Raw genomic sequence first — 22,517 nt, forward strand, 5'->3', positions numbered from 1 at the left:
CGATCCTCGTCGTCCCCGCCCCGGCCCCGCCCCGGCCCCCGCCCCGCCCCGGCCCGGGCACTCGAATCCGTCTCAGTGCCCGGCGGCCTGCGGCGCCAGCACCGCGCCGAGCAGGCGGTCCGACACGGCCGACGGGCCGCCGTTGTTGACCGCCGTGGTGGCGACCGAGAACACCGCGCGCAGCGAGAGGTCACGCGTCGCGAACATCCCGTTCACGTAGCCGTAGTCGTGCCCCGTCTTCCCCCACAGCGTCTGGCCGTTGGGCAGCGGGATGGACATCAGACCCGCCCCGAAGCACGCCGGGCCGGGCTTGCCGCCGACGGCGCAGTTGAAGGTGTCCACGTACGGGACGACCTTGCCGTCGGCCCCCTTGGGCAGCGTGAACATCTCGTTCAGCTGGGCGGGCGCCAGCAGTTCGCCCTTGAACAGGGCGCTGATGAAGTGGTCCAGGTCGGCCGGGGTGGAGATCATGTTGGACGGGTCGCCGCCCTGCTCGCTGACGTCCACGGGCCGGCCCTGGCCGTCGAGCAGGTAGCCGTGCAGGTAGGGCTTGGGCATGGTGGGGTCGTCCTCGGGCACCGAGGTCTGGTCCAGGTGCAGCGGCTCCAGGATCCGGCTGGTCACCTCGTCCTTGTAGGAGTTGCCGGTGATGTGCTCGATCAGCGCGCCGCCGATCCGGAAGCCGAGGGAGTTGTACTCCTGCTCGGTGCCGGGCGCGAAGTGCGCGGTGGGCCAGGGGCGGTCGGTCGGGCGCAGGGTGCCCTCGATCTCGTCGTCGAAGGTGAGGTACTGGAGGTGCTCGGCGATCTGCTGGTCGGGGGTCGGCACCGGCGCGCCCTCGAAGACGTCCGGCAGGCCACTGGTCATGTTGAGCAGCTCGCGGACGGTGATCGGGGCGAAGCTGTCCGGGAGCAGACCGGGCAGGTAGGACTGCACGCTCTGGTCCAGGTCGATCCGGCCCTCCGCCGCCAACTGCAGGATCACCACGCTCTCGAAGGTCTTCGAGATGCTGCCGATGTGGAAGTGGGCGTTGTCCGCGACCTTGCGCCCGGTCACCGTGTCGCCGGAGGAGCCGCGCCACAGCTGCCCCGGCTCGGCGACCCGGGCGATCGCGCCCACCGCCTGGTCACCGGGGCGGATGTCGATGGCCGCCTGGAGCGCGGCCGGGTCCAGCGCGGGGAAGCCGGAGGCGGACGCCGACGCGCCACCACCCGATGCCGCGGGCGCGTCGGCGAAGGCCGTCGCCCCGCCCGCGGCGGTGGTGGCGACCAGGGCGGAGCAGGCCAGGCTCAGGGTGGCGATGCGGCGGACGAGGGTGTTCATCGAGGACTCCGACTGAGTGTGCGTCAACTGGCGGACCGTGCGTGAACATCCTGTCGAGTCGGCGCCCCTGCCCGGTATCGGGAACAACCCTGGACCGCCCCTGAGGGGCTCCCCTGATGCCGGCCATCCCGCCGGACGAGACCCAGCCACTGGTCGCACCCATCACGCAGTTGGACGCGTCCCCCGGCACCGGCGGCTTGATCATGGTCACCTCCACCACGCTCACGGTCGGGCCCATGGACAGCGACGCCGTGCCGCACGGCTGAGGCGCGATGTGTTCGGCTCCACGGCATCTTGATCGGGCCTCTGGTCAACAGCGGCGTGATCCTACGGAACGGGCAGCAACGCCACGGCCTTGTCGAATTCCGTCGGAGTTATCTCCCGGTCGAGGAGAAGGCGGAGACCCTGCCAGGTTGCCGCATAGCACGCGCATGCCGTCCGGATGTCGCCCCACGGCAGCGATCCGGGCGCGTGGGTTGCTGTCGCCCGCACCTTGACGAGCCAGTCATGGCTGCACTCGATCGGCGAACACCCGTTGTTCGAAACCAGGCTGCTACCCAGCTGGTCGAGAAGATCGCCAACAGTTGACTGCGGCGCCTTCCGCTGTGCGGTTTTGCCTGCGGACCATTCCGCGTCGGCATCCAGGAGGTCGTCGAGTTCTGGCACCCCTTCGTAAGCCCCGCTCTCGGCCAGCAGGGTGGGGCCTGCGACCTCTCGGACCCGCTGCAGCAGTTTCGCCCGGCAGGGCAGATCGTGCGCACGGTTGTCCGTGACCTGCAGAACACGGCGCCAGATCTCGTATTCACTCTCGAACCAGCTGACCTGGGCACGAATTCCGGCGGCGCTCTGCCTACGCCGGCGGCGCCACGTTTCCTCCATCACCTCGGCGACCCGCATCAGCAGTTGGCGATCATAGGCCGCCACCTCGGCCTGCAGCGGCTGGTCGTCGCGGTCTTGGTGATCGGGGGTGGCATGCGGGTACGTCTCCCGCTCGAAGCGCGCGAACCGACTCTCCCTGCGCAGCACAGCCAGATCGGGATCCTCGCTGAGCAGCCACGACCGCTTGAGCGTCAGAAAGCCGCCCTCAGCGCTTCGTACCGCTTCTTCCAGCTCACGGGTGGCCAGCTCGGCCAGCTCGTCGCGCCGCTTCTCATGCGTTCGAGACCTGTGACCGTGCATCGCAAACGCATACACGCAGGCGGCGTTGTAGTGGTCCTGCCACTCGTGGCTTCCTCGCCAACGCCTTCGTGCCCTCTCCACGCGCGGCACCAGCTCCTCCGCAGTCGCAGGCCACCGCACCGATGCGACACGCTTGTACACGCGGCGAGGCCAGCGCAGCCGCTTCCGCTCCGCCATCGCCGGCTCGGCTGTCCCGAGCCCGTACGCCCAGGCCAGCCGCAAGGGCGCCCAGACGTCGCGGTTGATCCGGAGCGCGGACCGGGTGAGGACCTCGCCGGAGACCATGCCGGGGATGAATCGCGCGATGGGGTAGTCCTGGGCGAGTCTGCACATCTCCTGTGCGCAGGCACGCTGGAATACCAACCGGACCTCGCGGTACGTACCGCAGACGAGCGTCTCCCTGAGCAACTGCTGGCGCTCTCTTTCCTGACCCTCCGCGTCCGTGACCGCACCCGCTGACGGGAACGGCTGGCTGGGCCAGTAGCGGGCCACCAAGGCGGGCGTCAGGGATTTCCGGATCTCCCGGCGGTGCTCGGCCGAACCGTCTTGGCCACTGCGGCGGCACCACTGGTGAGCGGTGATCTCGGACATGCCGAGGACGACGGCATACCGGTATCGAGCCTGGAGCACGCCGCGCTGCCACCACGGGCACCAGAGGCAGTTGAACCGACGCCAGGGCCAGCGGTACACCCACAATCGGTCGTTCGTCCGCCGTTTCCGGTCGCCCCTCTGCCATGGCCGCTCGTACCTGGGTCTGCTGCTGTGCGTTCCAAGGGTGAGCGCCCCGTAGTAGGTCTCGAGGGCGTCAAGGTACAGCCCGAGCTTCTCCTGCGTTCCGCCTATCTGGGTCCGCAGATACAGGTTCGTCGGGTCGTACTGCAATGCGAGGAAGTAGAGACGGAGCGCCTCATCGAATCGGCGGTTGCGACCGTTTTCTCGCGCCTGTTGATAGGCGGCGAACAGGTCGGCCGGCAGGTCCCGTCCTCGCCAATGTCGCCACGGCGGCGTCTTGCCGGCCCGGGTCACCGGCAGGAGCGCCGCCGCGACCCAGTACCCGGCCCTACGGACCGCCTCCTCCCAGCTGCGCGCCCAGACCGTCTCCATCCGACTGCCACGAATCGCATAGGAGGTGACGGTCACCGTCACTCCGAAGCGCGGTTCCGGGTCCTGCTCGCGCAGCACACCGCTGACCCGGTAGGCGATCTTGGGCCGCAATCGGCTGGTCAGGCGCAGCAGGCTCGTCCCGAGCTTCGCGGGTTCGAGGTCGACGTCCCCGAGCAGGTCCAGGAAGTTCTCCGCGGGCGGCTCGGCGGGCAGCGTGGACGGAGGGTAGAGATCGGTCTCGGACAGCTGCTTGCGGAACTGGGCGGAGAGATCCGCCACCGAGGGCTGCTGCCGTGCTTCGGGAGCAGCCGTGACAAGGTCTTTTACCTCGACCGGACCTGGCCGGTAGGCGTTGCGAACGAGCAGCGCTCGCCGCAGAGCCCATAAGACGGCGATCAGCAGGGCAAGACAGGCCAGCCGCAGGCTCAGCGGAGCAGCGTTCGTCAGCACTCGGGCGAGGCCGTTGAAGATCTGGGGCACCCAGCCTCGTCCCCATGATCCGTGCGCTCTGTCCCATGCCGAATGCCTGCTCCCGGCCCAGCGCAGCGTCGCGAGCAGAGCGAGGCAGGTCAGGGCGGTCCAGGTGCGCCAGAAGTTCACCCGTGGCATCGGGAGCGACGATCGGGCGGTCCTGGAGAGCTTTCCGTGGTGCGAGAACATGCCGACCTCGGTTACCTCTGGCCCGTACTTCCAGTCTTCCTCGCGCTGCGGGAAGAGCAACTCGATCGTGATCATCCCGACCTGACGGGGGAGCCGGCGGCCTCCATGTCATGAGCGGTGCGCCGGCTCTGGCGGTGGCCCACCGGTCGGCGCCCGGCCGGCCGGCTCGGGAGAAACCGCAGCTCACCGGCTCGACGGCGGCAACCCGGCACGCGGCCGCCGATCGGATAGTGCACGGCGGCCGAGGCTGCTGCACCCCCACCTCCCGGCCGGCGCCCGGCTCCTCTCCACCGCGCCCTACGGTGCGGCCCCGGGGGTCGTCGGGGCGATCCAGCACTGGGAGTCGACCACGCGGGTCGGTGATCTGACCCTCACTCAGCTCGACGGCCCCACCCTGGCCGCTGTCGAGCGCGACCGGGACGACCCCCCACCGGAGCTCGCCGCCGCTCCTCGTCCGCGGGGGCCCCGCGACCCAGTTCGCCGACTCGGGTGAGATCGCCTGGACGGAGACGGGCGAAGCGATGCTGCTGGTCTGGTCCACGCCCGACCCCCAACCCACCACCGCCGCGGTGATCGCCATCGCGGACAGCAGCCCGTGACGACGCGCTTCTCCGGGCGGTGTGCAGCGGGGAGGACCGGGTGTCCGGTCCTCCCCGCTGGTGTGACGGGTCAGCCCTGGGCGGGGGTACCGACGTAGCTGTCCAGGTCGGTCGTCCCCCAAGTACCCGCAGGCGGCGGGGAACCCTGTTGTGGCGGGCGATTAAAACCGCCAGCCACAACAGGGAGCCGCAGGCCTCAGTGCCTCCGGACAGGAGCTGCTCAAGTTGCTCGCCGCCGGTCTGACCGACGAGGTCGCGGGCCGCCGGCTCGGCATCTCGGCCCGCAGCGTGCGCCGGCAGATGGCGGGACTCATGGAACGCCTCGGCGCATCGAGCCGATTCGAAGCGGGCCTCAGGGCGGCGCAACGCGGTTGGCTCAACTGATCCGTGCGGGAGCCGCGATCGCCGAAGCCGACACCCGGTCGGCAGCCGGGTCGGGGTCCGGGGCGGGGTCGGGGTCGTCCGTCCGGTCGTCCGGGGTCGGGCCGGCCGCGGCGGCGGCTTCGTCGGCGGCCTGCTTCTCGCGGGCGTCGCGGAGGTCGCGGGCGTCGCGGAGGTCGCGGCGGAGCAGGACCACCCAGCCGGTCGGGATCAGCGCGGCGAACAGCCACCACTGGATCGCGTAGGGCAGGTGGACGCCCTGGCCGACCACCGCGTCGTCGCTGGTGGTGGCGGCGCTGTTGGGAGCCGGCACGTGCTCGGCCTCGTCGACGGCCGGCGGGGTGGGACTGGTGGAGACCAGTTCCAGGTAGCCCGCGACCACCGGCCGCCGCAGGCGGGCGGCCTGGGCGCCGCTGTCGATCCGCATGAACATCCGGTCCGGCATGCCGCTGTGCTCGGTGATGCCGGTGCTCTTGAAGGTCTCGTCGGGCCGCAGCCGGCCGGTCACCGTCAGCTCGCCGGAGGGGGCCGGCGGCACCGCCGGGTAGGCGGTGGCGTCCCCTCCCGAGGCGACCCAGCCGCGGTTGACCAGCACCAGGTCGCCCGCTTCGGTGACCAGTGGGGTGATCACGTAGTAGCCGACCGTCTCGCCGTCGGCCGCGGTGCGCTGGCGGATCACGAACTCGTCCGACGGGTCGTAGTGCCCGGTCGCGGTGACCGGGCGGTACGTCTGCGCGGTGGGCACGGTCCCGCCGGGGTGCGAGATGACGTCCATCGCGACCGGCGGCGCCTTCATCGCGACGGCGGTCACGGCGTTCTGCCGGTTGGTCTGCTCGTAGCGGTGGTACTGCCATCGTCCGAGCAGGATCATCGCCGGGATGATCGCGAAGAAGACGAGGGTCAGGACCAGCCAACGCCGGGTCAGGAGGGTGCGGAACAACACCCGATCACGCTATCGCCCGCTGACTCTCCCTCATGGACCGCCCCCTGCCCGGCGTACCGGAACGGCGGGACCGGCCCACCACCAGCAGCAGCCTCAGGAGGTTCAGGCCCGCGGCGATGCCGAGGACGGCTGCCGGCCTCACGCCTGCTCGCCCGCGCGCTGCGACCGCGCCCGATGCCGGTGCTCGCTGGGCGGGAGGCCGTACGCGGCCCGGAAGGCGCGGCTGAAGTCGGAGGCGCGGGGGATCCCCCAGCGGGCGGCGACGGCGTGGATCGGCACGGCGTACAGCGCGGGGTTCTCCAGGTCGTGGCGCGCCTGCTCCAGCCGCTGGCCGCGGATCCAGGCGGCGACCGTCTCACCTCGCGACTGCCGGCTGAAGACGCGGTGCAGATAGCTGACCGAGATGTGGTGCGCGGCGGCGATCGCGGACAGCGACAGCTCGGGATCGTGCAGGTTCCGCCGGATGAACGCCCGGACGTTCTCCACCATGGCCCGCTGCCGGGCGTCCTCCGGCAGCGCGGCCTCGGCGTCCAGCTCCCGGGCCAGGCAGGCGGCCAGCAGGTCGACCACGACCGATCCCAGGCGGGGGGCCTCGGCCGGGCCCACGGCGGCGGCCTGCCGGTCCAGTCCGACGAGGAACTGCGAGAGCAGTGCAGCCGTACCCTCCCGCCCCGAGAACCCCCGGCCCAGCAGGTCGCGCAGCTGCTTCGGCGGCAGCGGCAGCAGTGCCGCGGGGAAGTCGATGCCCACTGCCTCGACCCGCAGTTCCCCTCCATCGGCGGCACGGGCGCCGAAGGCCCGCAGGTCGAACGGGTGCGAGCTGTGGACCAGGTGCAGGTCACCCGGCCCGAACGTCGCGGTCCGGTCGGCGCCGCGGGTCAGCGCCAGGCCGCCGTCGAGCAGCAGCGTCAGGTGGTACACCTCCGGATCCGAGCGCCGCACCATGCCCGCGGTCCGCCGGAACCGCGCCGGCGGGAACGACGTCCGCAGCAGGGTCACCGGCCCCAGTTCCAGTCGCCGCATCTCGGCCTGGAAGTCGTCGGTATGGGCACTGGTCACCTCGCTGGCCCGGGTCTGCCCGATCAGCTCCCGCCAATGGTCGAAACGCTCCTTCCCGGACACGCCCTCCCTGCGGAACACGCTCCCCGCCCTCGCGGCCACGCTCCGCTCCCCCTTCGGGTTCCTCCCCTTGCCGGTCGGCAAGGCCTTCGCACCCGACGTCGTCGGCTCCTGGGACAACCCACCCGAGCAGCAGGATGCCATGGGCCGGCCGGGAGCCAGGCGCGGCCGACGGACAGGCCCCAGGACCCTGGTCCTGGTCCCGGCTCAGCCGCAGGTCCCGGCCCGCGGCCGGCGGGCGGTGGAAGAATGGTCCGCGCACGCCTGCCGCGGCACGCCGGGGACCGCCCGGGGCGCTGGCCGCCGCAGACATCCGCAGACATCCGCAGACATCCACAGAGGAGAACCACCAGCATGGCGACGCGCCGACCGCTGCCGCCGGACGCACCGCAGGCACCCGACGAACCGGGTTCCGACTCCCCCTGGACCCGCAACGACGCGCTGCTGGCCGCCGGTTCGGCCGTCATGGACGTGTTCGGCTACACGATGACCAGCCTGGACGCCAACCACCCGTTGAGCGTCCTGGGGCTGGTGCTCAGTGTGGTGGCGGCGCTGCCGCTGCTGGTCCGGCGCCGTCACCCGATCGCGGTGCTGGCCGCGGTGCTGGCCGCCAACCTGGCGCTGAACCTGAGCGCGCCGGTGTCGCACCACTTTCCCTGCACCACCGCGGTGGCGCTGTTCGCCGTCACCCAGTACCGCCCGCTCGCGGTCGCCGTGCCGGCGGGGCTGATCGTCTCCGTGGTCGCGCTGACCAGCCGCGGGCCGCAGCTGAGCCTGAGCGGCGAGGACCTCATGGGCAGCCTGCTGGCGACTGTGCTGGTGGTCGGCACCGGCGCCGTACTCAACCGCTGGCAGCACGAGCTGGAGGTCCGGCGCGCGTTGCTGGCAGAGCGGGCGGTGTCGGAGGAACGGCGGCGGATCGCCAGGGAGTTGCACGACATCGTGGCTCACCACATCACCACCATGCAGCTGATGGCCGGCGGTGCCCGGGCCAACCTGGGCGGCGACACCGAGGTGGTGCGCGAGGCCCTGGTGACGCTGGAGAGCTCCGGGCGCCTGGCGCTGCGCGAGATGCGCCAACTGCTCGACGTGCTGCGGGCCGACGACGAGCGCGAGGTCACCCCGGCCGCGCCGCAGCCCGGCACCGCCGACCTCGAACGGATCGTCAACGAGTCGCGCCTGGCCGGCCTGCCCACCGAGTTCACCGTCCACGGCACCGCACGGCCGCTGCCGCCGACCACCGAGCTGGCCGTCTTCCGGATCGTCCAGGAGTCGCTCACCAACGCCCGCAAACACGCCGGCCCGGCCAAGGCCCGGGTCAAGCTGACCTACCGGCCGCAGTCGGTCACCGTGGAGGTCAGCGACAACGGCTCCGGCCGGCCGGGCCGTGCCGCCGGGGGGAACGGTCACAGCGGCGCGGTCGCCACCCCGGGATCGGGCGGGGAGCGCGGCGGGTACGGGCTGGTCGGCATGCGGGAGCGGGCCGCGCTGCACGGCGGCAGCCTGGTGGCCGGGCCACTGGCGGAGGGCGGGTTCCGGGTCGCGGCCAGCCTGCCGCTCGGCACGCCCGAAAGCGCTGACGGGGAGGAGCTGTCCGGTAGATTCCTGGGATGAGCGAGCAACTGCCCAGCGATGGCATCGAGCTGACGCCCGATGAGATCGAAGCCCTCGATGCCAGGTGGTCATCCTGCTGGACCCCGGGGGAGGTCGCGCGGCGACTGGCCGGAATCGGCACCCCCTGGTACGTGGCCGCGGGCTGGGCGCTGGACCTGTTCCACGGCCGGCAGACCCGCGCGCACGGGGACATCGAGATCGCGATTCCGGCCGCGGGCTTCGCCGAGGTCCGCGGCCGCTTCCCCGGATATGTCTTCGACGCGGCCGGCAGCGGCCGGATCTGGGAGGACGCCGCACCCGAGGTGCTGGCCACCGTGTACCAGACCTGGCTGCGCGATCCGGCCACCGGCAACTACCTGCTCGACGTGTTCCGCGAACCGCACGACCGCGACACCTGGATCTGCCGACGCGACGAGCGGATCCGGCTTCCCTACGACGCCGTCATCCACCACACCCCGGACGGCATCCCGTACTTGGCGCCCGAGCTGGTCCTGCTGTTCAAGGCCAAGCACACCCGCCGCAAGGACCAGGCGGACTTCGACGCGACCGTCCCGCTCATGACGGCAAGTCAGCGAGCGACCCTGGCCGAGCTGCTCACCCGCACCAACCCGGGCCATCCCTGGCTCGCCGACCTGTAGCCCCGCTCGCGGGGCGGACCCTCAGCGGCAGCCGCGGTGCAGTGCGCGCGAACCAATCGGGCCGTCGAGGCGTCCTGCTCTGCGGAGGATGGTCGCCGAACAGAGGAGGACGCGATCGTGAGGACTTTCAGCGGGCGCCCGAGCCGCCGCGCGATGCTGGCCCTCGGTGCCGGGACGGCGCTGGCCGCCGCGGTGTCCACGGCCGGCCCGGCCTATGCGGCGAGCGGCGCGCCACTGGGCGAGGACGCGGTCACCAGGGCACTGGCAGGCCTCGAACGGGAACACGGCGCCCGGCTGGGGGTGTTCGCGCGGAACACGGTCACCGGCCGGTGCGTGGTCTACCGCGCCGACGAGCTCTTCCCGATCTGCTCGGTGCACAAGACGCTCACCGCCGCCGCGATCCTGCGGGACCTCGACCGGGACGGCCGGTTCCTCGCCAAGCGGATCCGGTACCAGCAGAAGGACGTCACGGACGCGGGCTACGCCCCGATCACGGGCACACCCGAGCACCTCGCGAACGGCATGACCGTCGCCGAGCTGTGCGCCGCCGCCATCGACTACAGCGACAACGCCGCCGCCAACCTGCTGCTCCGCGAGCTCGGCGGTCCCACGGCGATCACCCGCTTCTGCCGGTCCATCGGCGACGAGGTGACCCGCCTCGACCGGTGGGAGCCGGCGCTGAACTCCGCCGAACCGGGACGGGTGACGGACACCACCAGCCCGGCCGCGATCGGGCAGAGCCACCGGAAGCTGCTCCTCGGGGATGCGCTCGCCCCTTGGGACCAGCGGCAGTTGACCCGGTGGCTGCTCGCCAACACCACCGGCGCCGCCCGCCTGCGCGCCGGACTCCCCAAGGACTGGACCCTCGCGGACAAGACCGGCACCGGCGACTACGGCACCACCAACGACGTCGGCATCGCCTGGACCCCGGACCGAACGCCGGTCGTGCTGTCCGTCCTGTCCACCAAACCGGACGCCGCCGCCCCGGCCGACGAACCGCTGGTCGCCAAGGCCGCCGCGCTGCTGGCGGCGGCCCTCACCTGACACCGCGCGGTGCGGGCCCGCCGCATTCGAACAGGCGGGTTGGGCCGTTCGGCCGAGGCGCACGGTGACGTCAGGGGGTCACGGCTGCTGGCGGAGCCCGATGACGTTGCCGTCCGCGTCCTTGACGGAAGCGACCAGCAGGCCGCCGCCGACGTCGTGCGGCTCCGCGTGGGACTCGGCGCCGGCGGCGAGGAGAGCCTGGTGGGCGGCGGCGATGTCGGGCACGTCGCGGAAGCAGACCGGGCCGGCCTGGCCGTGCTGGTGGGCGTCGGGGACGAGGCCGATCTGCTGACCGCCGAGCTCGTAGCCGACGTAGTACGGCGTGTCCGTCGACGGCTCGACGCCGAGGAACTTGCCGAACAGCGCCTTGGCCCGGTCCAGGTCCTTGACGTGGTAGAGGATCACGGTGATGCCACTGCTCATGGCGTTGGTACTCCTGTGTCTCGGGATGGTCCTGCGGCGGCCCCGCGGGTTGCGCCGGTGGTCCCACGGTAGGCGCGGGGTGCGGGCGGGCGCTTCTCCGAAACTGACCGATCGGCCACGAGGTGAAGTTCCCCCCTGATCTTGGACAGCGGGTGCTTACGCTGCGGGGGTGAAGTCGTGCTGCAGCCTGGCTCGGGTTTCGAGTGGGGTGAGGTACCCGAACTCGGGGTGCCTGCGGAGCCTGGTGCGGTTGTATTCGACTTCGATGAAGCGGAAGACGTCGGCTCGGGCCGCTTCCCGGCTGTCCCAGACGGTGGTGCCGATCTCCGCTTTCAGCAAGCCGAAGAAGCTCTCGGCTGCGGCGTTATCGTAACATATGCCGGTTCGCCCCATACTCTGTCTCAGGTTCAACTTCCTTATCTCCTGGCGGAATTCGCTACTCGTATACTCGCTGCCGCGGTCGGTGTGCATGATGCAGCCCGGCTTCAGGCCGCCCCGGCCGGCGGCCATTTTCAGGGCGTCGGTGACCAGTTCGGCGCGGTGGTGGTCGGCCATCGCGTACCCGATCACCTCGCGGGTCGCCAGGTCGATGACCGTGGCCAGATACCACCAGCCCTCGATCGTGGGCAGATATGTGATGTCGCCGACGAGCTTCGTACCGGGCCGCTTCGCGGTGAAGTCGCGGCCGATCAGGTCGGGGGCCGGGGCGGCCTTGGTGTCCTGTTTCGTCAGGTGGCGGCGCCTGCGGCGGGTGATACCCCGGATGTCGCGCTCGCGCATGATCCGCTCGACCTTCTTCCGGTTGATCGCACGGCCCGTCCGCCGCAGTGCGGCGTGCACGCGCGGGACGCCGTAGGCTCCGCGCGAGGAGGCGTGGATCTCCCTTATCTCCTGGGCCAGTTCGTCTTCTGCCCGCTGCCGCTCGGCGGCGGCCGGCCGACTGGCGAGCCAGGCGTAGTAGCTGGTGCGCGGGAGCTTCAGAACCCGGCACAACAGCGCGACACTGAAGCCGTCAGGTCTGTCCTCGGCAGCCCTCTCCGCGTCGATGAAGCGGCACAACGTGCCTACTTCATCGTCTCCTTCGCGAAGAAGGCCGCGGCTTTTTTCAAGATCTCGATCGTCTGCTGCTGTTCCCGGTTCTCCCTGCGCAGCCGCTGGAGCTCGTCCTTCTCCGCCGTCGTCAGCGCGCCTGGCGCCCCCTCGCCGCGGTCGACCTTCGCCTGTTTCACCCAGCCGCGAAGCCCCTCCGGACTCACGCCCAGCTCCCGGGCGATATCGGTGACGTTCCGATGGGGCGAGGACCGGACGAGCGCGATCGCGTCCCGCTTGAACTCCGCCGTGTACCGCTTGCTCATGTTGCTCTTGCCACTCACTACCTGGACTGCTTCCTCCGGGACTCAACCGTCCCAGTATCAAGCTGTCCAGATCAACGGGGGAACTTCAAGGTCAGCGGCGGCCGGTGACCGGGCGGGTGCGGGGCACAGGGCGGTGAGAGCGGCGGCAAAGCGCATTCACAGCTTGGGGCGCGAGCGTGACCGCCATGACTTGGACCAGCCCCGTCCCGCCCGCCGCCCGCACACCCTCGCCCTCGCCCTCGCCAGCCGACCGGCCGCCGCTGCGCCCGCCCGGTCGGCTGCGGCGCGGATGGCGGGGCCGCCCCGAGGACCCGGCCTGGGCGCGGCCCGGAGTGCTAACCCAGCGCCGCGTTGAGGACCAGGACGCCGGCCAGCGAAGTCAGCGAGAGCAGCGTGTGGGCCACCGTCCAGGTGCGCAGGGTGCCGCCGACCGAGAGTCCGAAGTACTCCTTGAACATCCAGAACGAGGCGTCGTTCACGTGGCCGAGGAAGGCCGCGCCGGAGCCGAGCGCCAGCGCGAGCAGCGCCGCCTGGGTGGAGCCGAGGTGGTGCGCCAGCGGGCCGATGATGCCGGCCGCGGCGACGGTGGCCACCGTGCCGGAGCCGGTCGCCGTCCGCATCAGCGCCGCCACCAGCCAGGCGAGCAGCAGCAGCGGGATGTGCAGGTGGCCGGCGGCCTGGCCGATCGCGGCGTTGACGCCCGAGTCGGCCAGCGCCTGCGAGTAGCCGCCGCCCGCGCCGACGATCACCAGCACGCCCGCGATCGGCGGGAAGGAGCGGGAGAGCGACTCCTGCACCTGGCGGCGCGAGGCGCCCACCGCGTAGCCGAAGGTGCCCAGCGCCACCAGCACCGCCACCAGCAGCGAGACCACCGGCGTGCCCAGGAACTCGAGCAGGGTGTACGCCGTGCCGTGACCCCAGTCGAAGGTGTCGCAGCCGGCCTTGAGCATCATCAGGACGATCGGCAGCAGCACGGTGGCGATCGTCACCGAGAAGCGCGGCAGCCGGCGCGGCGCGGCGCCCTCACGTGCTGCCGCGGCGCCCTCAGCTGCTGCCGCGGCGCCCCCGGGTGCGCCCCCGGTGGTGAAGGCGGCCAGCGCCGACTCGGGGATGACGGCCTCGACCCGCGGCCAGGCGTAGGCGGTGAACAGCGGCCCGACCACGATGGCGCAGGGCACCGCCACGATCAGCCCGTAGACCAGGGTGAGGCCGATCGAGGCGTGCACGGCGCTGATCGCCACCAGCACCCCGGGGTGCGGCGGCACCAGCGCGTGCACGGTGGCGAGCCCGGCCATCGCGGGAATGCCGACCCGCAGCACCGGGTAGTCGGCCCGCTTGGCGATCTGCAGCACCAGCGGCACCAGCAGGACGAAGCCGACCTCGAAGAACATCGACAGCCCCACCAGGCAGGCGACCAGGGTGACCACCCACGGCAGGCCCTTGGGGCCGACGGCTCTGGTGAGCGTGGTCACGATCTGGTCGATGCCCCCGGAGTCGGCCATCAGCCGGCCCAGCACCGCGCCGAGAATGATGAGGATGCCGACTTTTCCGGTGATGTTCCCGAGCCCGGTGGTAAAGGAATTCGCGACCTTTCCCACACCTTCACCGGAGAGCAGCGAGACGCTGAACGCACCGATCATCAGGGCCAGGAAAGCGTGCAGCTTCAGCCAGCTGATCAGGACGACGACCAGGCCTATCGATATCCCCACCACCGCCAGGAGCCAGCTGTCGTGGCCGGTCCAGGCGGTGGTCGCGGCCTGGGCGGCGGCCCGGCCCACGGTGTGCGCGAGCTGGGCGGACGATGATGCCGACGCTGCCATCATGCGTATTCCTCTTTCCGATTTCATGACTGCTGCGGGGCACCGTACGGGCCGGCCGCAGGCCACCGCCAGAGTTCCGGCCATTGTGCGAATTGCGGTCGCCGGAAATCTTTCCGCTCGTTCTGTGCGTTCTGTGCACGGCGGTACGCTGGCCGCATGTTCCGACGTGTGTTCGGCCGCCGGCCCCGTCTCGCCACCCAGACCCTGCTCGCCCAGGTGACGGTGCTCTGCGTGGTGCTCGGCGGCGGCTTCGCACTGACCGCGCAGGTGCTGCGTGACTCCGCCGAGCAGAACTACGAGCAGCGGGCGCTCGCGGTGGCCCGCGCCACCGCCGAGGACCCGGTGGTGGTGGACCGGATCGCGGCCGGCTCCGATCCGGGTGGCGAGGTTCAGCAGGTGGCCCAGGCCGTCATGCGCCGCACCGGGCTGCTCTTCGTGGTGGTCACCGACGACCACGGCATCCGCTACTCGCACCCCGACCCGGCGCTGCTGGGCAAGGAGGTCAGCACCGCGCCGACCGCGCTGGACGGGCGCGAGTCGGTCGCCATCCAGCGCGGCACGCTGGGCGATTCGGCCCGGGCCAAGGTGCCGCTGCGCACGGCGGACGGCCGGGTGGTCGGCGAGGTCAGCACCGGGGTGCGGCTGAGCACCGCGCTGGGCGCCGCCGCGCCGCTGATCCGCGAGGAGGGCGCGTTCGCCGGCGGCGCGCTGCTGGTGGGAGTCGCGGCGGCGGCGCTGCTCACCCGGCGGCTGAAGCGCCAGACCCTCGGCCTCGAACCGGTGGACCTCGCCGATCTGCTGCGCGAGCAGCAGGCCGTGCTGCGCGGGCTGGGCGACGGCGTGCTGGCGGTGGACCAGGACGGCCGGGTGACGGTGTGCAACGCGGCGGCCGCCCGGCTGCTCGGCAGCCCGCTGGCACCGGGCACCCGGCTCGCCGCGGCGGGCCTGCCGCCCACCCTGGAAAGGATTCTGACGGAGCATCAGTAACTGTGGCAGCACGTGCTGGTGGTCGGCGACCGGGTGCTGGTGGTGACCGCGCAGCCGGTACGGCGCGGCGAGCGCAACCTCGGTCACGTGCTGACCCTGCGGGACCGCACCGAGCTGGACGAACTGGCCCGCGAGCGCTCGGCGTTGCGGGCGCTGTCGGATGCGCTGCGGGCCCAGGCGCACGAGTACACCAACCGGCTGCACACCCTGGCCGGACTGCTGGACACCGGCGCCGCCGTCGAGGCCCGCGACTACCTGCGCGAGCTGGCCGCCGCGCCGCTGGCCACCGAGGGCCGGGACGGCGCCCGGCTGGCCGACCCCTACCTGCGCGGGCTGCTGGCGGCCAAGGCGGCGACCGCCTCGGAGCACGGGGTGGCGCTGCGGCTGGACGAGGACTCGCACCTGCCGCGCCGGCTGACCGAACCGCTGGACGTGGTGAGCGTGGTCGGCAACCTGCTGGACAACGCGGTCAAGGCCGCCGAGAGCGGCGAACGGCGGCCGGCCTGGGTGGAGTTGAGCGTGCTGGCCGAGGGCGGCACGCTGCATGTGGCGGTGCTGGACAGCGGCGACGGGGTGGCCGAGCAGGACGCCGAGCGGCTGTTCCGCAGCGGCTTCACCACCCGGGCCGCCGAGGACCGCAGCGGCCACGGCCTCGGCCTCACGCTGGCCCGCCAGTTGGTCCGACGGCACGGTGGTGAGCTGCGGCTGGCGCTGGCCCGCGGGGACGGCCACGGCGCGGTCTTCGTGGCCCGGCTGCCCGGCGTGCTGGAGCAGCCGGCCGACGACCTGCTCGTCCCCGATCCGGCCGACCGGCCGGTGACCGGCGAACTCCTGGGAGGAGAGCGGTGATCCGCGTTCTGGTGGTGGACGACGACTACCGGGTCGCCGAGCTGCACGCCCGCTACGTGGCGGCGGTGGACGGCTTCACGGTGGTGGGCACCGCGCGGTCGGCGGCCGAGGCGGTGGCGGCGGACCGCGAGCTCTCTCCCGACCTGGTGCTGCTCGACCAGTACCTGCCGGACCGGCTGGGCACCGAGCTGCTGCCCCAACTGACCGGCGACGTCCTGATGGTGACCGCAGCCGCGGACACCGCCCAGGTGCGGGCCGCCCTCGGCGGCGGCGCGGTGGGCTACCTGATCAAGCCGTTCGACGCCGCCGCGTTGACCGACCGGCTGACCGGCTACGCCCGGTTCCGGGCCCAACTCGCCGCCGACCGCACGGTGGACCAGGAGCAGGTGGACCGCGCGCTGCGCGCCCTGCACGGCACGGACCGCGGCGGACGCCCGCGGCGCCCGCGCGCCACGCCCACCGGCGAGTTGGTCGCGGACGCCGTCCGTCGCGCGCCCGGCACCGTCACCGCCGGCGAACTCGCCGTCCGGCTGGGCATCTCCCGCCCCACCGCCCAGCGGTACCTGGCCGACCTGGCCGCCGACGGCACGGTCCGGGTGGAGCTGCGCTACGGCGCCGCCGGCCGACCCGAGCACCTCTACTCCTGGAACGGCGGCCCGCCGGGCGGTCCGGCAGGCGGTCCGGCACCCCGCTGACGAGGAGCCGGCCCCGGGGCGGGGCCGGGTTCAGTCGGACGTCCGACGCAGCACCAGGCAGACGAACCCCAAGGTGTCCCGGTAGACGCGCAGCCATTCGGAGCGGCGGGTGGCGGCTGTTTCGAGCACCTGCGCGCTGTCCGGCTCGGCCGGGTGGTCCAGCGCCCAGGAGGCGAGCGACCCCCAGCAGGCCCACTCGTAGTCGTCCAGTTCACTGCGCGTGCTGACGTGCCCGTGGACCGGAGTCCAGCCGTCGGCGACGACCCGGTCCATCGTGGTCGCCAGGTCGGTGAAGTTCCCGAGCATCTCGACGGCCTCGTGGGAGGGCTCACGGTCCCAGAAGCCGTCACCGATCAGCACGCGTCCACCCGGCGCCAGCCGCTCGCGCGCCGCCGCGAGGGCGGGGAGCAGGCCGCCGAAGGCATGCGCGGCCCCGACGCTGAGCACCAGGTCGAACCCGTGCGGGGAGGAGAAGTCGGCGGCTTCCTGGTGGTGGAGCACCAGACGCTCCTGGACACCGAGGGCGCTCGCTGCCTCACGGGCCCGGGTCAGGGCGTCCTCGGAGATGTCGACCCCCTCGGCCCGCAGCCGCGGGTGCGCGGCCAGCGCGCGCAGCAGCCACTCCCCCGTGCCGCAGCCGAGGTCGAGTACCCGCTCGTCGCCGCGCGGCAGGCCGTGCTCCAGCAGCCGGCGCACCGAGTCGTCGTCGAGCGGGGACTTGATCGGGTGATCGGCATGGGCGAGCTCGGAGATCTGTTCGCGATTCACCCGCGCAGCCTGCCAGCGCCCGGCGAGCGTACGCACCTCGTTTTCCGCTCCGAGCTCGGCCTTCGCGAGTTCGGACGCTCGAAGTCCTACGGTGCTGTCATGCGCTCAGGCAGCCCGATCGGAGCGCATGACAGCACCGGACACGACGAGAAGCCGTCGACGCGCGGCTGGAAACGGACCCGCCAGGATGGACACCCCCACGAACGACGCCGAGACCCGCCAGGAGCGCTTCGAGCGCGGTCTGGACATGCTCACCCGGATCTCCGGCGAGGGCGGGCAGCGGGTGGTCGACGCGCTGGCCGACGTCAGCCCCGAACTCGCCCACCAGATCATCGCGTGGGGCTTCGGCGAGATCTACCGGCGTCCCGGACTGGCGCCGCGTGACCGGCAGTTGGTGACCCTGGGCATGCTCACCGCGCTCGGCGGCTGCGAGCCCCAGCTGGACGTCCACGTCAACGCCGCGCTCAACGTCGGCCTCACTGCGGAGGAGATCGTCGAGGCACTGCTGCACGCCGCCGGCTACTGCGGCTTCCCCAAGGCTCTCAACGCCACCTTCGTCGCCAAGAAGGTCTTCGGCGAGCGCGGCCTGCTACCGGTCACCACCGACTGACAGCTGAGTCAAGTTCACCCGATCGAGTGAATCCCGTCGGCTTTTCATACCGCTGGCGCTCGTCGGTTGGATAGTCGTGCGCATCCCTCGCTGCTCGTGGTCTCAACTCGCCCCAAGGGAGCACAACATGGCCGGCACAGCGGATCGGAACACCGGCGTGGAAGGCGTGGCAGGGGGTGTCGGTGTGACCGCCCTGCTGGTCGCCGCGGCGCGGGCGATCGAGACCCACCGCCACGACGCCCTGGCACAGGACGTCTTCGCGGAGCACTTCGTACGGTCCGCACCGGCGTCCGCGGGCTGGCCGGTCCGGATCCAGCAGGTGCCGGACGGGGACGCGAACCCGCTCTGGGGCCGGTTCGCGCGCTACTTCGGCCTGCGGACCAGGGTCCTGGACGACTTCCTGCTCCGGTCGGTGCACGCGGGCGCCCGCCAAGTGGTGCTGCTCGGGGCGGGGTTGGACACGCGGGCGTTCCGGCTCGACTGGCCGCCCGGCTGCGTGGTCTTCGAGATCGACCGGGCAGGCGTGCTGGCCTTCAAGCACCAGGTGCTCGAACGCCAGGCGGCCACCCCGAAGGCGGCGCGGGTACCGATCCCGACCGATCTGCGCGCCGACTGGGTCACGGCGCTGACCGACGCCGGCTTCGACCCGGCCGCACCGAGCGTCTGGCTGGCCGAGGGGCTGCTGTTCTACCTGCCCAACGCCGTCGAGACCGAACTCATCGACACGGTGGACCGGTTGACCTCGGCAGGGAGCGCGCTGGCGTTCGAGGTCAAGCTCGACAAGGACCTGCTGGAGTACCGCGACAGCCCGCTCTACACCTCGACGAAGGACCAGATCGGCATCGACCTGCTCGACCTGTTCGTCTCGGAGCCGCGGCCCGACTCCGCGGGTGATCTGACGCGCAAGGGCTGGTCCACCTCGGTGCACACCCCCTTCGACTTCACCCGCCGGCACGGACGCGGCCCGCTGCCCGAGCAGAACGACGCGCTGGCCGGCAACCGGTGGGTGTTCGCCAACAAGCCCCGGCCATAACGGCGCCGGCCGGGCAGCCGCAGCCGCGCTCAGCAGCCACCCCGCTACGGCACCAGCACGGGTTTGACCACCCGGCCCGCTTCGCAGTCGCGTTCGGCCTCGTTGATGTCGGCGAGCGGGTACGTGCGGATCAACTGGTCGAAGGGGAACCGCCCGGCCTGCCACAGTGCGGTCAGCCGCGGGATCAGCAGCCCGGGCACCGCGTCCCCCTCGCAGATGTGGGAGATCCTCCGGCCCCGGTCCAGGGCGCCCACCTCGAGCGGCAGCGCGGTGTGCAGCCGTGCCACCAGGCCGAGGTGGCCCTTGGGGCGCAGCGCCCGCAGCGCGTCGTTGATCAGCTGCGCGGAGCCCGTGGTGTCCAGCGCGAACTGCGCGCCGCCGTCGGTCAACCGCTGGATGCGGTCGGCCAGGTCGGCCGAGCCGGCGCGCAGCGCGATCGCGCCGAACCGCTCGGCGAGGGCCAGCCGTTCGGGGTGCCGGTCGACGGCCACGGTCACCGCCCCGGCGGCGGTGGCCGCCAGCACCGCGGCCAATCCCACCGCTCCCGCGCCGAAGACCGCGACGGTGTCACCGGGGCCGACGCCGAAGGAGGTGAAGACCGCTCCGGCGCCGGTGAGGAAGCCGCAGCCGAGCGGTCCGAGCAGTTCGATCGGCAGCGCGGGGTCGACCCGGACGGCGTTGCGGGCCGGGACCATCGCGTACTCGGCGAACGAGGACTGGCCGAACCACCGGGGGGCCAGTTCACCCCCGGCCGCGTCGGTGAACCGCGCCGCGTGCTCCTCGCGCCCGCCGAAGAGGTTGAGCGAGGCGAAGGAGTCGCAGTAGGCGGGGGCCGCGCCCAGGCAGTTGCGGCACTGCCCGCAGGAGTCGAAGCTCAGCACCACGTGGTCGCCGACGCTCAGGCCGGTGTCCGGGCCGCCCGTCCCCACCACGACCCCGGCCCCCTCGTGGCCGAGCACCGCCGGCAGCGGCGAGCGGCCCGCCGAGTGCCGGACCGCGAGATCGGTCCGGCACATCCCGCAGCCCGCGATCCTGACCAGGACCTCGCCGTCGGCCGGACCCGCGTTCAGGACCACCTCCTCGACGGCGAACCGGCTCCGGTACGAGCGCAGGACCGCCGCGCCGAACCTCATCGGCCCGCCTCCTGCAACGCCTTCTGTCACGCCTCCGCTCACGCCTCCCCTCACGCCTCCTCCAGGCGGTGCACGACGAACGGCCGCAGGTTCCCGTAGAGCCCCCACGGCCCGCCCGCGACGCCGACCCCGCTCTCCTTGATGCCCGCGAAGGGCTGGGCGAGGGAGAGTTCGGCGTGGTGGTTGATCCAGGCCGTCCCGCACTCCAGCCGGTCGGCCACCGCCTCGGCCCGGTCGAGGTCGGTCCCCCAGACCGAGCCGCCCAGTCCGAAGCCGGTGGAGTTGGCCGCCTCGACGGCTTCGTCCAGGCTCCGGTACGGCAGCACCGGACCGAACTGCTCCTCCGTCACCACCGGGCTGTCGGGCGGGACATCGGCCAGGATCGTCGGGGCGAAGAAGTAGCCCGGTCCCGCCGGCCGGTGGCCACCGGTCACGGCCCGGGCGCCGGCCGCCAGAGCCTGGGCCGTGCAGCGCTCGACCCGGGCCAGCTGGGGGGCGTTGTTGACCGGCCCCAGCTGCGTGCCCGGGTCGAGCCCGGCTCCGACGACGACGGTCTTCGCGCGCTCCGCGAGGGCCTCGACCACCTGGGAGTAGAGCCGGGCCGGGGCGTAGACGCGCTTGACCGCCATGCAGACCTGCCCGCAGTTGCGGAACGCCGCCCAGAACAGCCGGTCCGCGATCCGCTCCACCGCCACGTCCTCCAGCAGGATGGCGGCGTCGTTGCCGCCCAGCTCCAGGGTGACCCGGGCGAGCGAGGCCGCCGCGCCCCGGGCGACGGCCCGACCGGTGGGGATCGAACCGGTGAAGGTCACATGGCGGATCCCCGGATGGGAGGCGAGGCGGGCGCCGAGGGGTTCGCGACCGGTGACGACCGTCAGGACGTCCGCGGGGAGCGCGCTGGCGAGGACGGACGCCAGCAGCCGGGTGGCGAGCGGGGTGAGCGGCGAGGGCTTGAGCACCATCGTGTTGCCTGCCGCCAGCGCGGGCGCGAACTTCGCGGATGCGAGCTGGAGGGGAAAGTTCCACGGGACGATCGCGGCGACGGGCCCCAGCGATCGCCAGCGGATCTCGCTGCGCACCGGCCGGCCGTCCGTGATCGGCTGGGACCCGGGGTCCAGCTCGGCGAAGTAGCGCAGGCGGGCCGCCGTGCGGGCCACCTCCGCGTACGACTCGGCCAGCGGCTTGCCCTGTTCACGGGTGAGCAGCGGGGCGAGGTCGGGCCCGGCCGCCAGCACGGCGTCGGCTGCCGCGCGCAGCGCGGTGGCGCGGGCGACGGGGTCGGCCCGCCAGCCGCGCCAGGCCTGGTGGGCCCGGCCGACGATGGCGTCCAACTCCTGCGGCTGCTGGTCGGGGGCCTCTTCGAAGGCCTCCCCCGTCGCCGGATCGACGACGGCGAAGTGCTCGCCGCAGTTGCCGGGCGCGCGACCGGGCTGAGGTATCGGCATGCCGGCCTCAGCTCGCGGCGGCGACGGCAGCCGCGTGTTCCCGGGCCTGCCGGTCCAGCTCCGCCCGGAGGGCGGCCACCAGGTGCGGCTGAATCCTTCCGGTGGTGCGGTCGCCCCCCTCGCAGACCGCCCCGCGCACCCCCACGATGTCGGTGCCGATCCGGGTCAGCGTGCCGAGGTCGGCCACCTTGACGCTGCCCGCGAGGGCGGCGAGCAGACCGGCCGCGTGCGCCAGCCGGACGAACTCGGCGCAGGCGTCGGGCGGAACGTGGTCGAACAGCCGGCTCCCGTCCTTGATCGCGGTGTCGAGCATGGCCGCGTCGCAGCCGGAGCGGCGGGCGATGTCGGGCAGCGCGAGCGGGTTGACGCAGCCGATCCGGTGGGCGTCGGCGTAGCCCGAGGCGACCACGAACGCGTCCGACCGGTAGTCCTTCACCGCCCGGACGACCCCTCGCATCACCTCGATGGCCTGGTCGGGCGTCGTGCATCCGTAGAGGCCGACCTTGATGTACGTGGCTCCGGAGACGGCCGCACCGAGCGCCGCCTGGGCCACCGTGCCGGGCTTGTACGGTACGTCTCCCACGGTGGCGGACACCGGCTTGTCCGCCGGGACCGCGTCGCGGATCTCCCTGATCACCCAGGGGTAGTTCGCGCCCAGCGAGCCCTCGTCGGGCTTCTTGACGTCGACGATGTCGAGGTGCTCCGCCGCCTTCGCGCAGTCGAGGGCCTCCTCGACGCTGTCCGGGGAGATGAGAAGCAACAACGCGGACTCCTTCCACCGCGGGTCCGCCTGCC

The 22,517-nt window shown here is 72.4% G+C and carries 21 protein-coding genes and 1 pseudogene; 10 read left to right on the plus strand and 12 right to left on the minus strand.

Going from position 1 to position 22,517, the window contains the following annotated elements; translation table 11 throughout:
• Nucleotides 1-72: 72 nt before the first annotated feature.
• Nucleotides 73-1,350, minus strand: a complete 1,278-nt coding sequence (locus tag OG403_RS02975) for a serine hydrolase domain-containing protein (protein WP_329561157.1) — start codon at nucleotides 1,348-1,350, stop codon at nucleotides 73-75.
• Between the two features lie 89 nt (nucleotides 1,351-1,439).
• Here OG403_RS02975 and OG403_RS02980 point away from each other — a divergent pair, with 89 nt between their 5' ends.
• Nucleotides 1,440-1,589: a hypothetical protein gene (locus OG403_RS02980; RefSeq protein ID WP_329561158.1), complete on the plus strand. Its 150-nt coding sequence runs from the start codon at nucleotides 1,440-1,442 to the stop codon at nucleotides 1,587-1,589.
• A gap of 61 nt (nucleotides 1,590-1,650) precedes the next feature.
• On the opposite strand, the gene OG403_RS02985 is transcribed toward OG403_RS02980, so the two are convergent.
• Nucleotides 1,651-4,341 carry a hypothetical protein gene (locus OG403_RS02985; protein WP_329561159.1) on the minus strand — a complete coding sequence of 897 codons (2,691 nt, stop codon included), beginning with the start codon at nucleotides 4,339-4,341 and terminating at the stop codon, nucleotides 1,651-1,653.
• Between the two features lie 731 nt (nucleotides 4,342-5,072).
• On the opposite strand from OG403_RS02985, the pseudogene OG403_RS02990 reads away from it, so the two are divergent.
• Nucleotides 5,073-5,249 (plus strand): annotated as a pseudogene (locus tag OG403_RS02990) (response regulator transcription factor); the annotation flags it as partial.
• Here the strand turns inward: OG403_RS02990 and OG403_RS02995 are convergent.
• A complete protein-coding gene (locus OG403_RS02995) occupies nucleotides 5,242-6,189 on the minus strand; it encodes an SURF1 family cytochrome oxidase biogenesis protein (RefSeq protein WP_329561161.1) in 948 nt (315 codons plus the stop codon). The pseudogene OG403_RS02990 and the gene OG403_RS02995 sit on opposite strands and share 8 nt — an antisense overlap.
• 138 nt (nucleotides 6,190-6,327) lie before the next feature.
• The gene (locus OG403_RS03000) at nucleotides 6,328-7,350 is read right to left on the minus strand and encodes a helix-turn-helix domain-containing protein (RefSeq protein WP_442910854.1); all 1,023 of its coding nucleotides are present in this window, start codon (nucleotides 7,348-7,350) and stop codon (nucleotides 6,328-6,330) included.
• A gap of 312 nt (nucleotides 7,351-7,662) precedes the next feature.
• On the opposite strand from OG403_RS03000, the gene OG403_RS03005 reads away from it, so the two are divergent.
• The 3 genes from OG403_RS03005 to bla all read left to right on the plus strand — a co-directional run bounded on the left by OG403_RS03005 (nucleotide 7,663) and on the right by bla (nucleotide 10,604).
• Entirely contained in the window at nucleotides 7,663-8,922 is a 1,260-nt protein-coding gene (locus tag OG403_RS03005; protein ID WP_329561164.1) for a sensor histidine kinase, read from the plus strand.
• Complete coding sequence (locus tag OG403_RS03010; RefSeq protein WP_329561165.1) at nucleotides 8,919-9,560, plus strand: nucleotidyltransferase domain-containing protein; 642 nt, start codon at nucleotides 8,919-8,921, stop codon at nucleotides 9,558-9,560. The genes OG403_RS03005 and OG403_RS03010 overlap by 4 nt, the downstream gene beginning before the upstream one ends.
• A gap of 153 nt (nucleotides 9,561-9,713) precedes the next feature.
• The gene (gene bla / locus OG403_RS03015; protein WP_442911042.1) at nucleotides 9,714-10,604 is read left to right on the plus strand and encodes a class A beta-lactamase; all 891 of its coding nucleotides are present in this window, start codon (nucleotides 9,714-9,716) and stop codon (nucleotides 10,602-10,604) included.
• A 78-nt stretch (nucleotides 10,605-10,682) separates the two neighbouring features.
• Here bla and OG403_RS03020 read toward each other — a convergent pair whose 3' ends face one another.
• From OG403_RS03020 to OG403_RS03035, 4 genes are all read right to left on the minus strand, one after another.
• Entirely contained in the window at nucleotides 10,683-11,027 is a 345-nt protein-coding gene (locus OG403_RS03020) for a VOC family protein (RefSeq protein ID WP_329561169.1), read from the minus strand.
• 156 nt (nucleotides 11,028-11,183) lie between these two features.
• On the minus strand, nucleotides 11,184-12,086 hold the full coding sequence (locus OG403_RS03025) for an IS3 family transposase (protein ID WP_329561171.1): 903 nt from the start codon (nucleotides 12,084-12,086) through the stop codon (nucleotides 11,184-11,186).
• Between the two features lie 5 nt (nucleotides 12,087-12,091).
• Nucleotides 12,092-12,400, minus strand: a complete 309-nt coding sequence (locus tag OG403_RS03030) for a transposase (RefSeq protein ID WP_329561174.1) — start codon at nucleotides 12,398-12,400, stop codon at nucleotides 12,092-12,094.
• Nucleotides 12,401-12,717: 317 nt separating this feature from the next.
• Complete coding sequence (locus OG403_RS03035; protein ID WP_329561175.1) at nucleotides 12,718-14,205, minus strand: GntT/GntP/DsdX family permease; 1,488 nt, start codon at nucleotides 14,203-14,205, stop codon at nucleotides 12,718-12,720.
• A 153-nt stretch (nucleotides 14,206-14,358) separates the two neighbouring features.
• On the opposite strand from OG403_RS03035, the gene OG403_RS03040 reads away from it, so the two are divergent.
• From OG403_RS03040 to OG403_RS03050, 3 genes are read left to right on the plus strand one after another with little or no spacing between them, the layout of a single operon-like run.
• On the plus strand, nucleotides 14,359-15,189 hold the full coding sequence (locus OG403_RS03040; RefSeq protein WP_329561177.1) for a PAS domain-containing protein: 831 nt from the start codon (nucleotides 14,359-14,361) through the stop codon (nucleotides 15,187-15,189).
• A gap of 12 nt (nucleotides 15,190-15,201) precedes the next feature.
• Nucleotides 15,202-16,038, plus strand: coding sequence for a sensor histidine kinase (locus OG403_RS03045; protein WP_329561178.1), 837 nt, complete (start codon nucleotides 15,202-15,204; stop codon nucleotides 16,036-16,038).
• The gene (locus tag OG403_RS03050) at nucleotides 16,035-16,733 is read left to right on the plus strand and encodes a response regulator (protein ID WP_329561179.1); all 699 of its coding nucleotides are present in this window, start codon (nucleotides 16,035-16,037) and stop codon (nucleotides 16,731-16,733) included. The genes OG403_RS03045 and OG403_RS03050 overlap by 4 nt, the downstream gene beginning before the upstream one ends.
• Before the next feature lie 30 nt (nucleotides 16,734-16,763).
• On the opposite strand, the gene OG403_RS03055 is transcribed toward OG403_RS03050, so the two are convergent.
• Nucleotides 16,764-17,501: an SAM-dependent methyltransferase gene (locus OG403_RS03055; RefSeq protein ID WP_329561181.1), complete on the minus strand. Its 738-nt coding sequence runs from the start codon at nucleotides 17,499-17,501 to the stop codon at nucleotides 16,764-16,766.
• Nucleotides 17,502-17,688: 187 nt separating this feature from the next.
• Between OG403_RS03055 and OG403_RS03060 the strand changes: the two genes are divergently transcribed.
• Together OG403_RS03060 and OG403_RS03065 are read left to right on the plus strand one after the other, a co-directional pair.
• Complete coding sequence (locus OG403_RS03060; RefSeq protein ID WP_329561183.1) at nucleotides 17,689-18,111, plus strand: carboxymuconolactone decarboxylase family protein; 423 nt, start codon at nucleotides 17,689-17,691, stop codon at nucleotides 18,109-18,111.
• 127 nt (nucleotides 18,112-18,238) lie between these two features.
• Nucleotides 18,239-19,144, plus strand: a complete 906-nt coding sequence (locus OG403_RS03065) for a class I SAM-dependent methyltransferase (RefSeq protein ID WP_329561184.1) — start codon at nucleotides 18,239-18,241, stop codon at nucleotides 19,142-19,144.
• Nucleotides 19,145-19,188: 44 nt separating this feature from the next.
• On the opposite strand, the gene OG403_RS03070 is transcribed toward OG403_RS03065, so the two are convergent.
• From OG403_RS03070 to OG403_RS03080, 3 genes are read right to left on the minus strand one after another with little or no spacing between them, the layout of a single operon-like run.
• Entirely contained in the window at nucleotides 19,189-20,277 is a 1,089-nt protein-coding gene (locus OG403_RS03070) for an alcohol dehydrogenase catalytic domain-containing protein (protein WP_329561186.1), read from the minus strand.
• Between the two features lie 50 nt (nucleotides 20,278-20,327).
• Nucleotides 20,328-21,722, minus strand: coding sequence for an aldehyde dehydrogenase family protein (locus OG403_RS03075; RefSeq protein WP_329561188.1), 1,395 nt, complete (start codon nucleotides 21,720-21,722; stop codon nucleotides 20,328-20,330).
• A gap of 7 nt (nucleotides 21,723-21,729) precedes the next feature.
• Complete coding sequence (locus tag OG403_RS03080; protein ID WP_329561190.1) at nucleotides 21,730-22,485, minus strand: (5-formylfuran-3-yl)methyl phosphate synthase; 756 nt, start codon at nucleotides 22,483-22,485, stop codon at nucleotides 21,730-21,732.
• Nucleotides 22,486-22,517 lie beyond the last annotated feature (32 nt).

The sequence above is a fragment of the Kitasatospora sp. NBC_01266 genome, from assembly GCF_036242395.1.
Lineage (GTDB): Bacteria > Actinomycetota > Actinomycetes > Streptomycetales > Streptomycetaceae > Kitasatospora.

What these genes read in the sequence shown, in the direction of transcription:
- OG403_RS02980 (WP_329561158.1), top strand. Translation starts at nt 1,440, where the DNA reads ATGCCGGCCATCCCGCCGGACGAGACCCAGCCACTGGTCGCACCCATC.
- OG403_RS02985 (WP_329561159.1), bottom strand. Translation starts at nt 4,341, where the DNA reads ATGATCACGATCGAGTTGCTCTTCCCGCAGCGCGAGGAAGACTGGAAG.
- OG403_RS03005 (WP_329561164.1), top strand. Translation starts at nt 7,663, where the DNA reads ATGGCGACGCGCCGACCGCTGCCGCCGGACGCACCGCAGGCACCCGAC.
- OG403_RS03010 (WP_329561165.1), top strand. Translation starts at nt 8,919, where the DNA reads ATGAGCGAGCAACTGCCCAGCGATGGCATCGAGCTGACGCCCGATGAG.
- bla (WP_442911042.1), top strand. Translation starts at nt 9,714, where the DNA reads ATGCTGGCCCTCGGTGCCGGGACGGCGCTGGCCGCCGCGGTGTCCACG.
- OG403_RS03020 (WP_329561169.1), bottom strand. Translation starts at nt 11,027, where the DNA reads ATGAGCAGTGGCATCACCGTGATCCTCTACCACGTCAAGGACCTGGAC.
- OG403_RS03035 (WP_329561175.1), bottom strand. Translation starts at nt 14,205, where the DNA reads ATGATGGCAGCGTCGGCATCATCGTCCGCCCAGCTCGCGCACACCGTG.
- OG403_RS03040 (WP_329561177.1), top strand. Translation starts at nt 14,359, where the DNA reads ATGTTCCGACGTGTGTTCGGCCGCCGGCCCCGTCTCGCCACCCAGACC.
- OG403_RS03060 (WP_329561183.1), top strand. Translation starts at nt 17,689, where the DNA reads ATGGACACCCCCACGAACGACGCCGAGACCCGCCAGGAGCGCTTCGAG.
- OG403_RS03065 (WP_329561184.1), top strand. Translation starts at nt 18,239, where the DNA reads ATGGCCGGCACAGCGGATCGGAACACCGGCGTGGAAGGCGTGGCAGGG.
- OG403_RS03070 (WP_329561186.1), bottom strand. Translation starts at nt 20,277, where the DNA reads ATGAGGTTCGGCGCGGCGGTCCTGCGCTCGTACCGGAGCCGGTTCGCC.
- OG403_RS03075 (WP_329561188.1), bottom strand. Translation starts at nt 21,722, where the DNA reads ATGCCGATACCTCAGCCCGGTCGCGCGCCCGGCAACTGCGGCGAGCAC.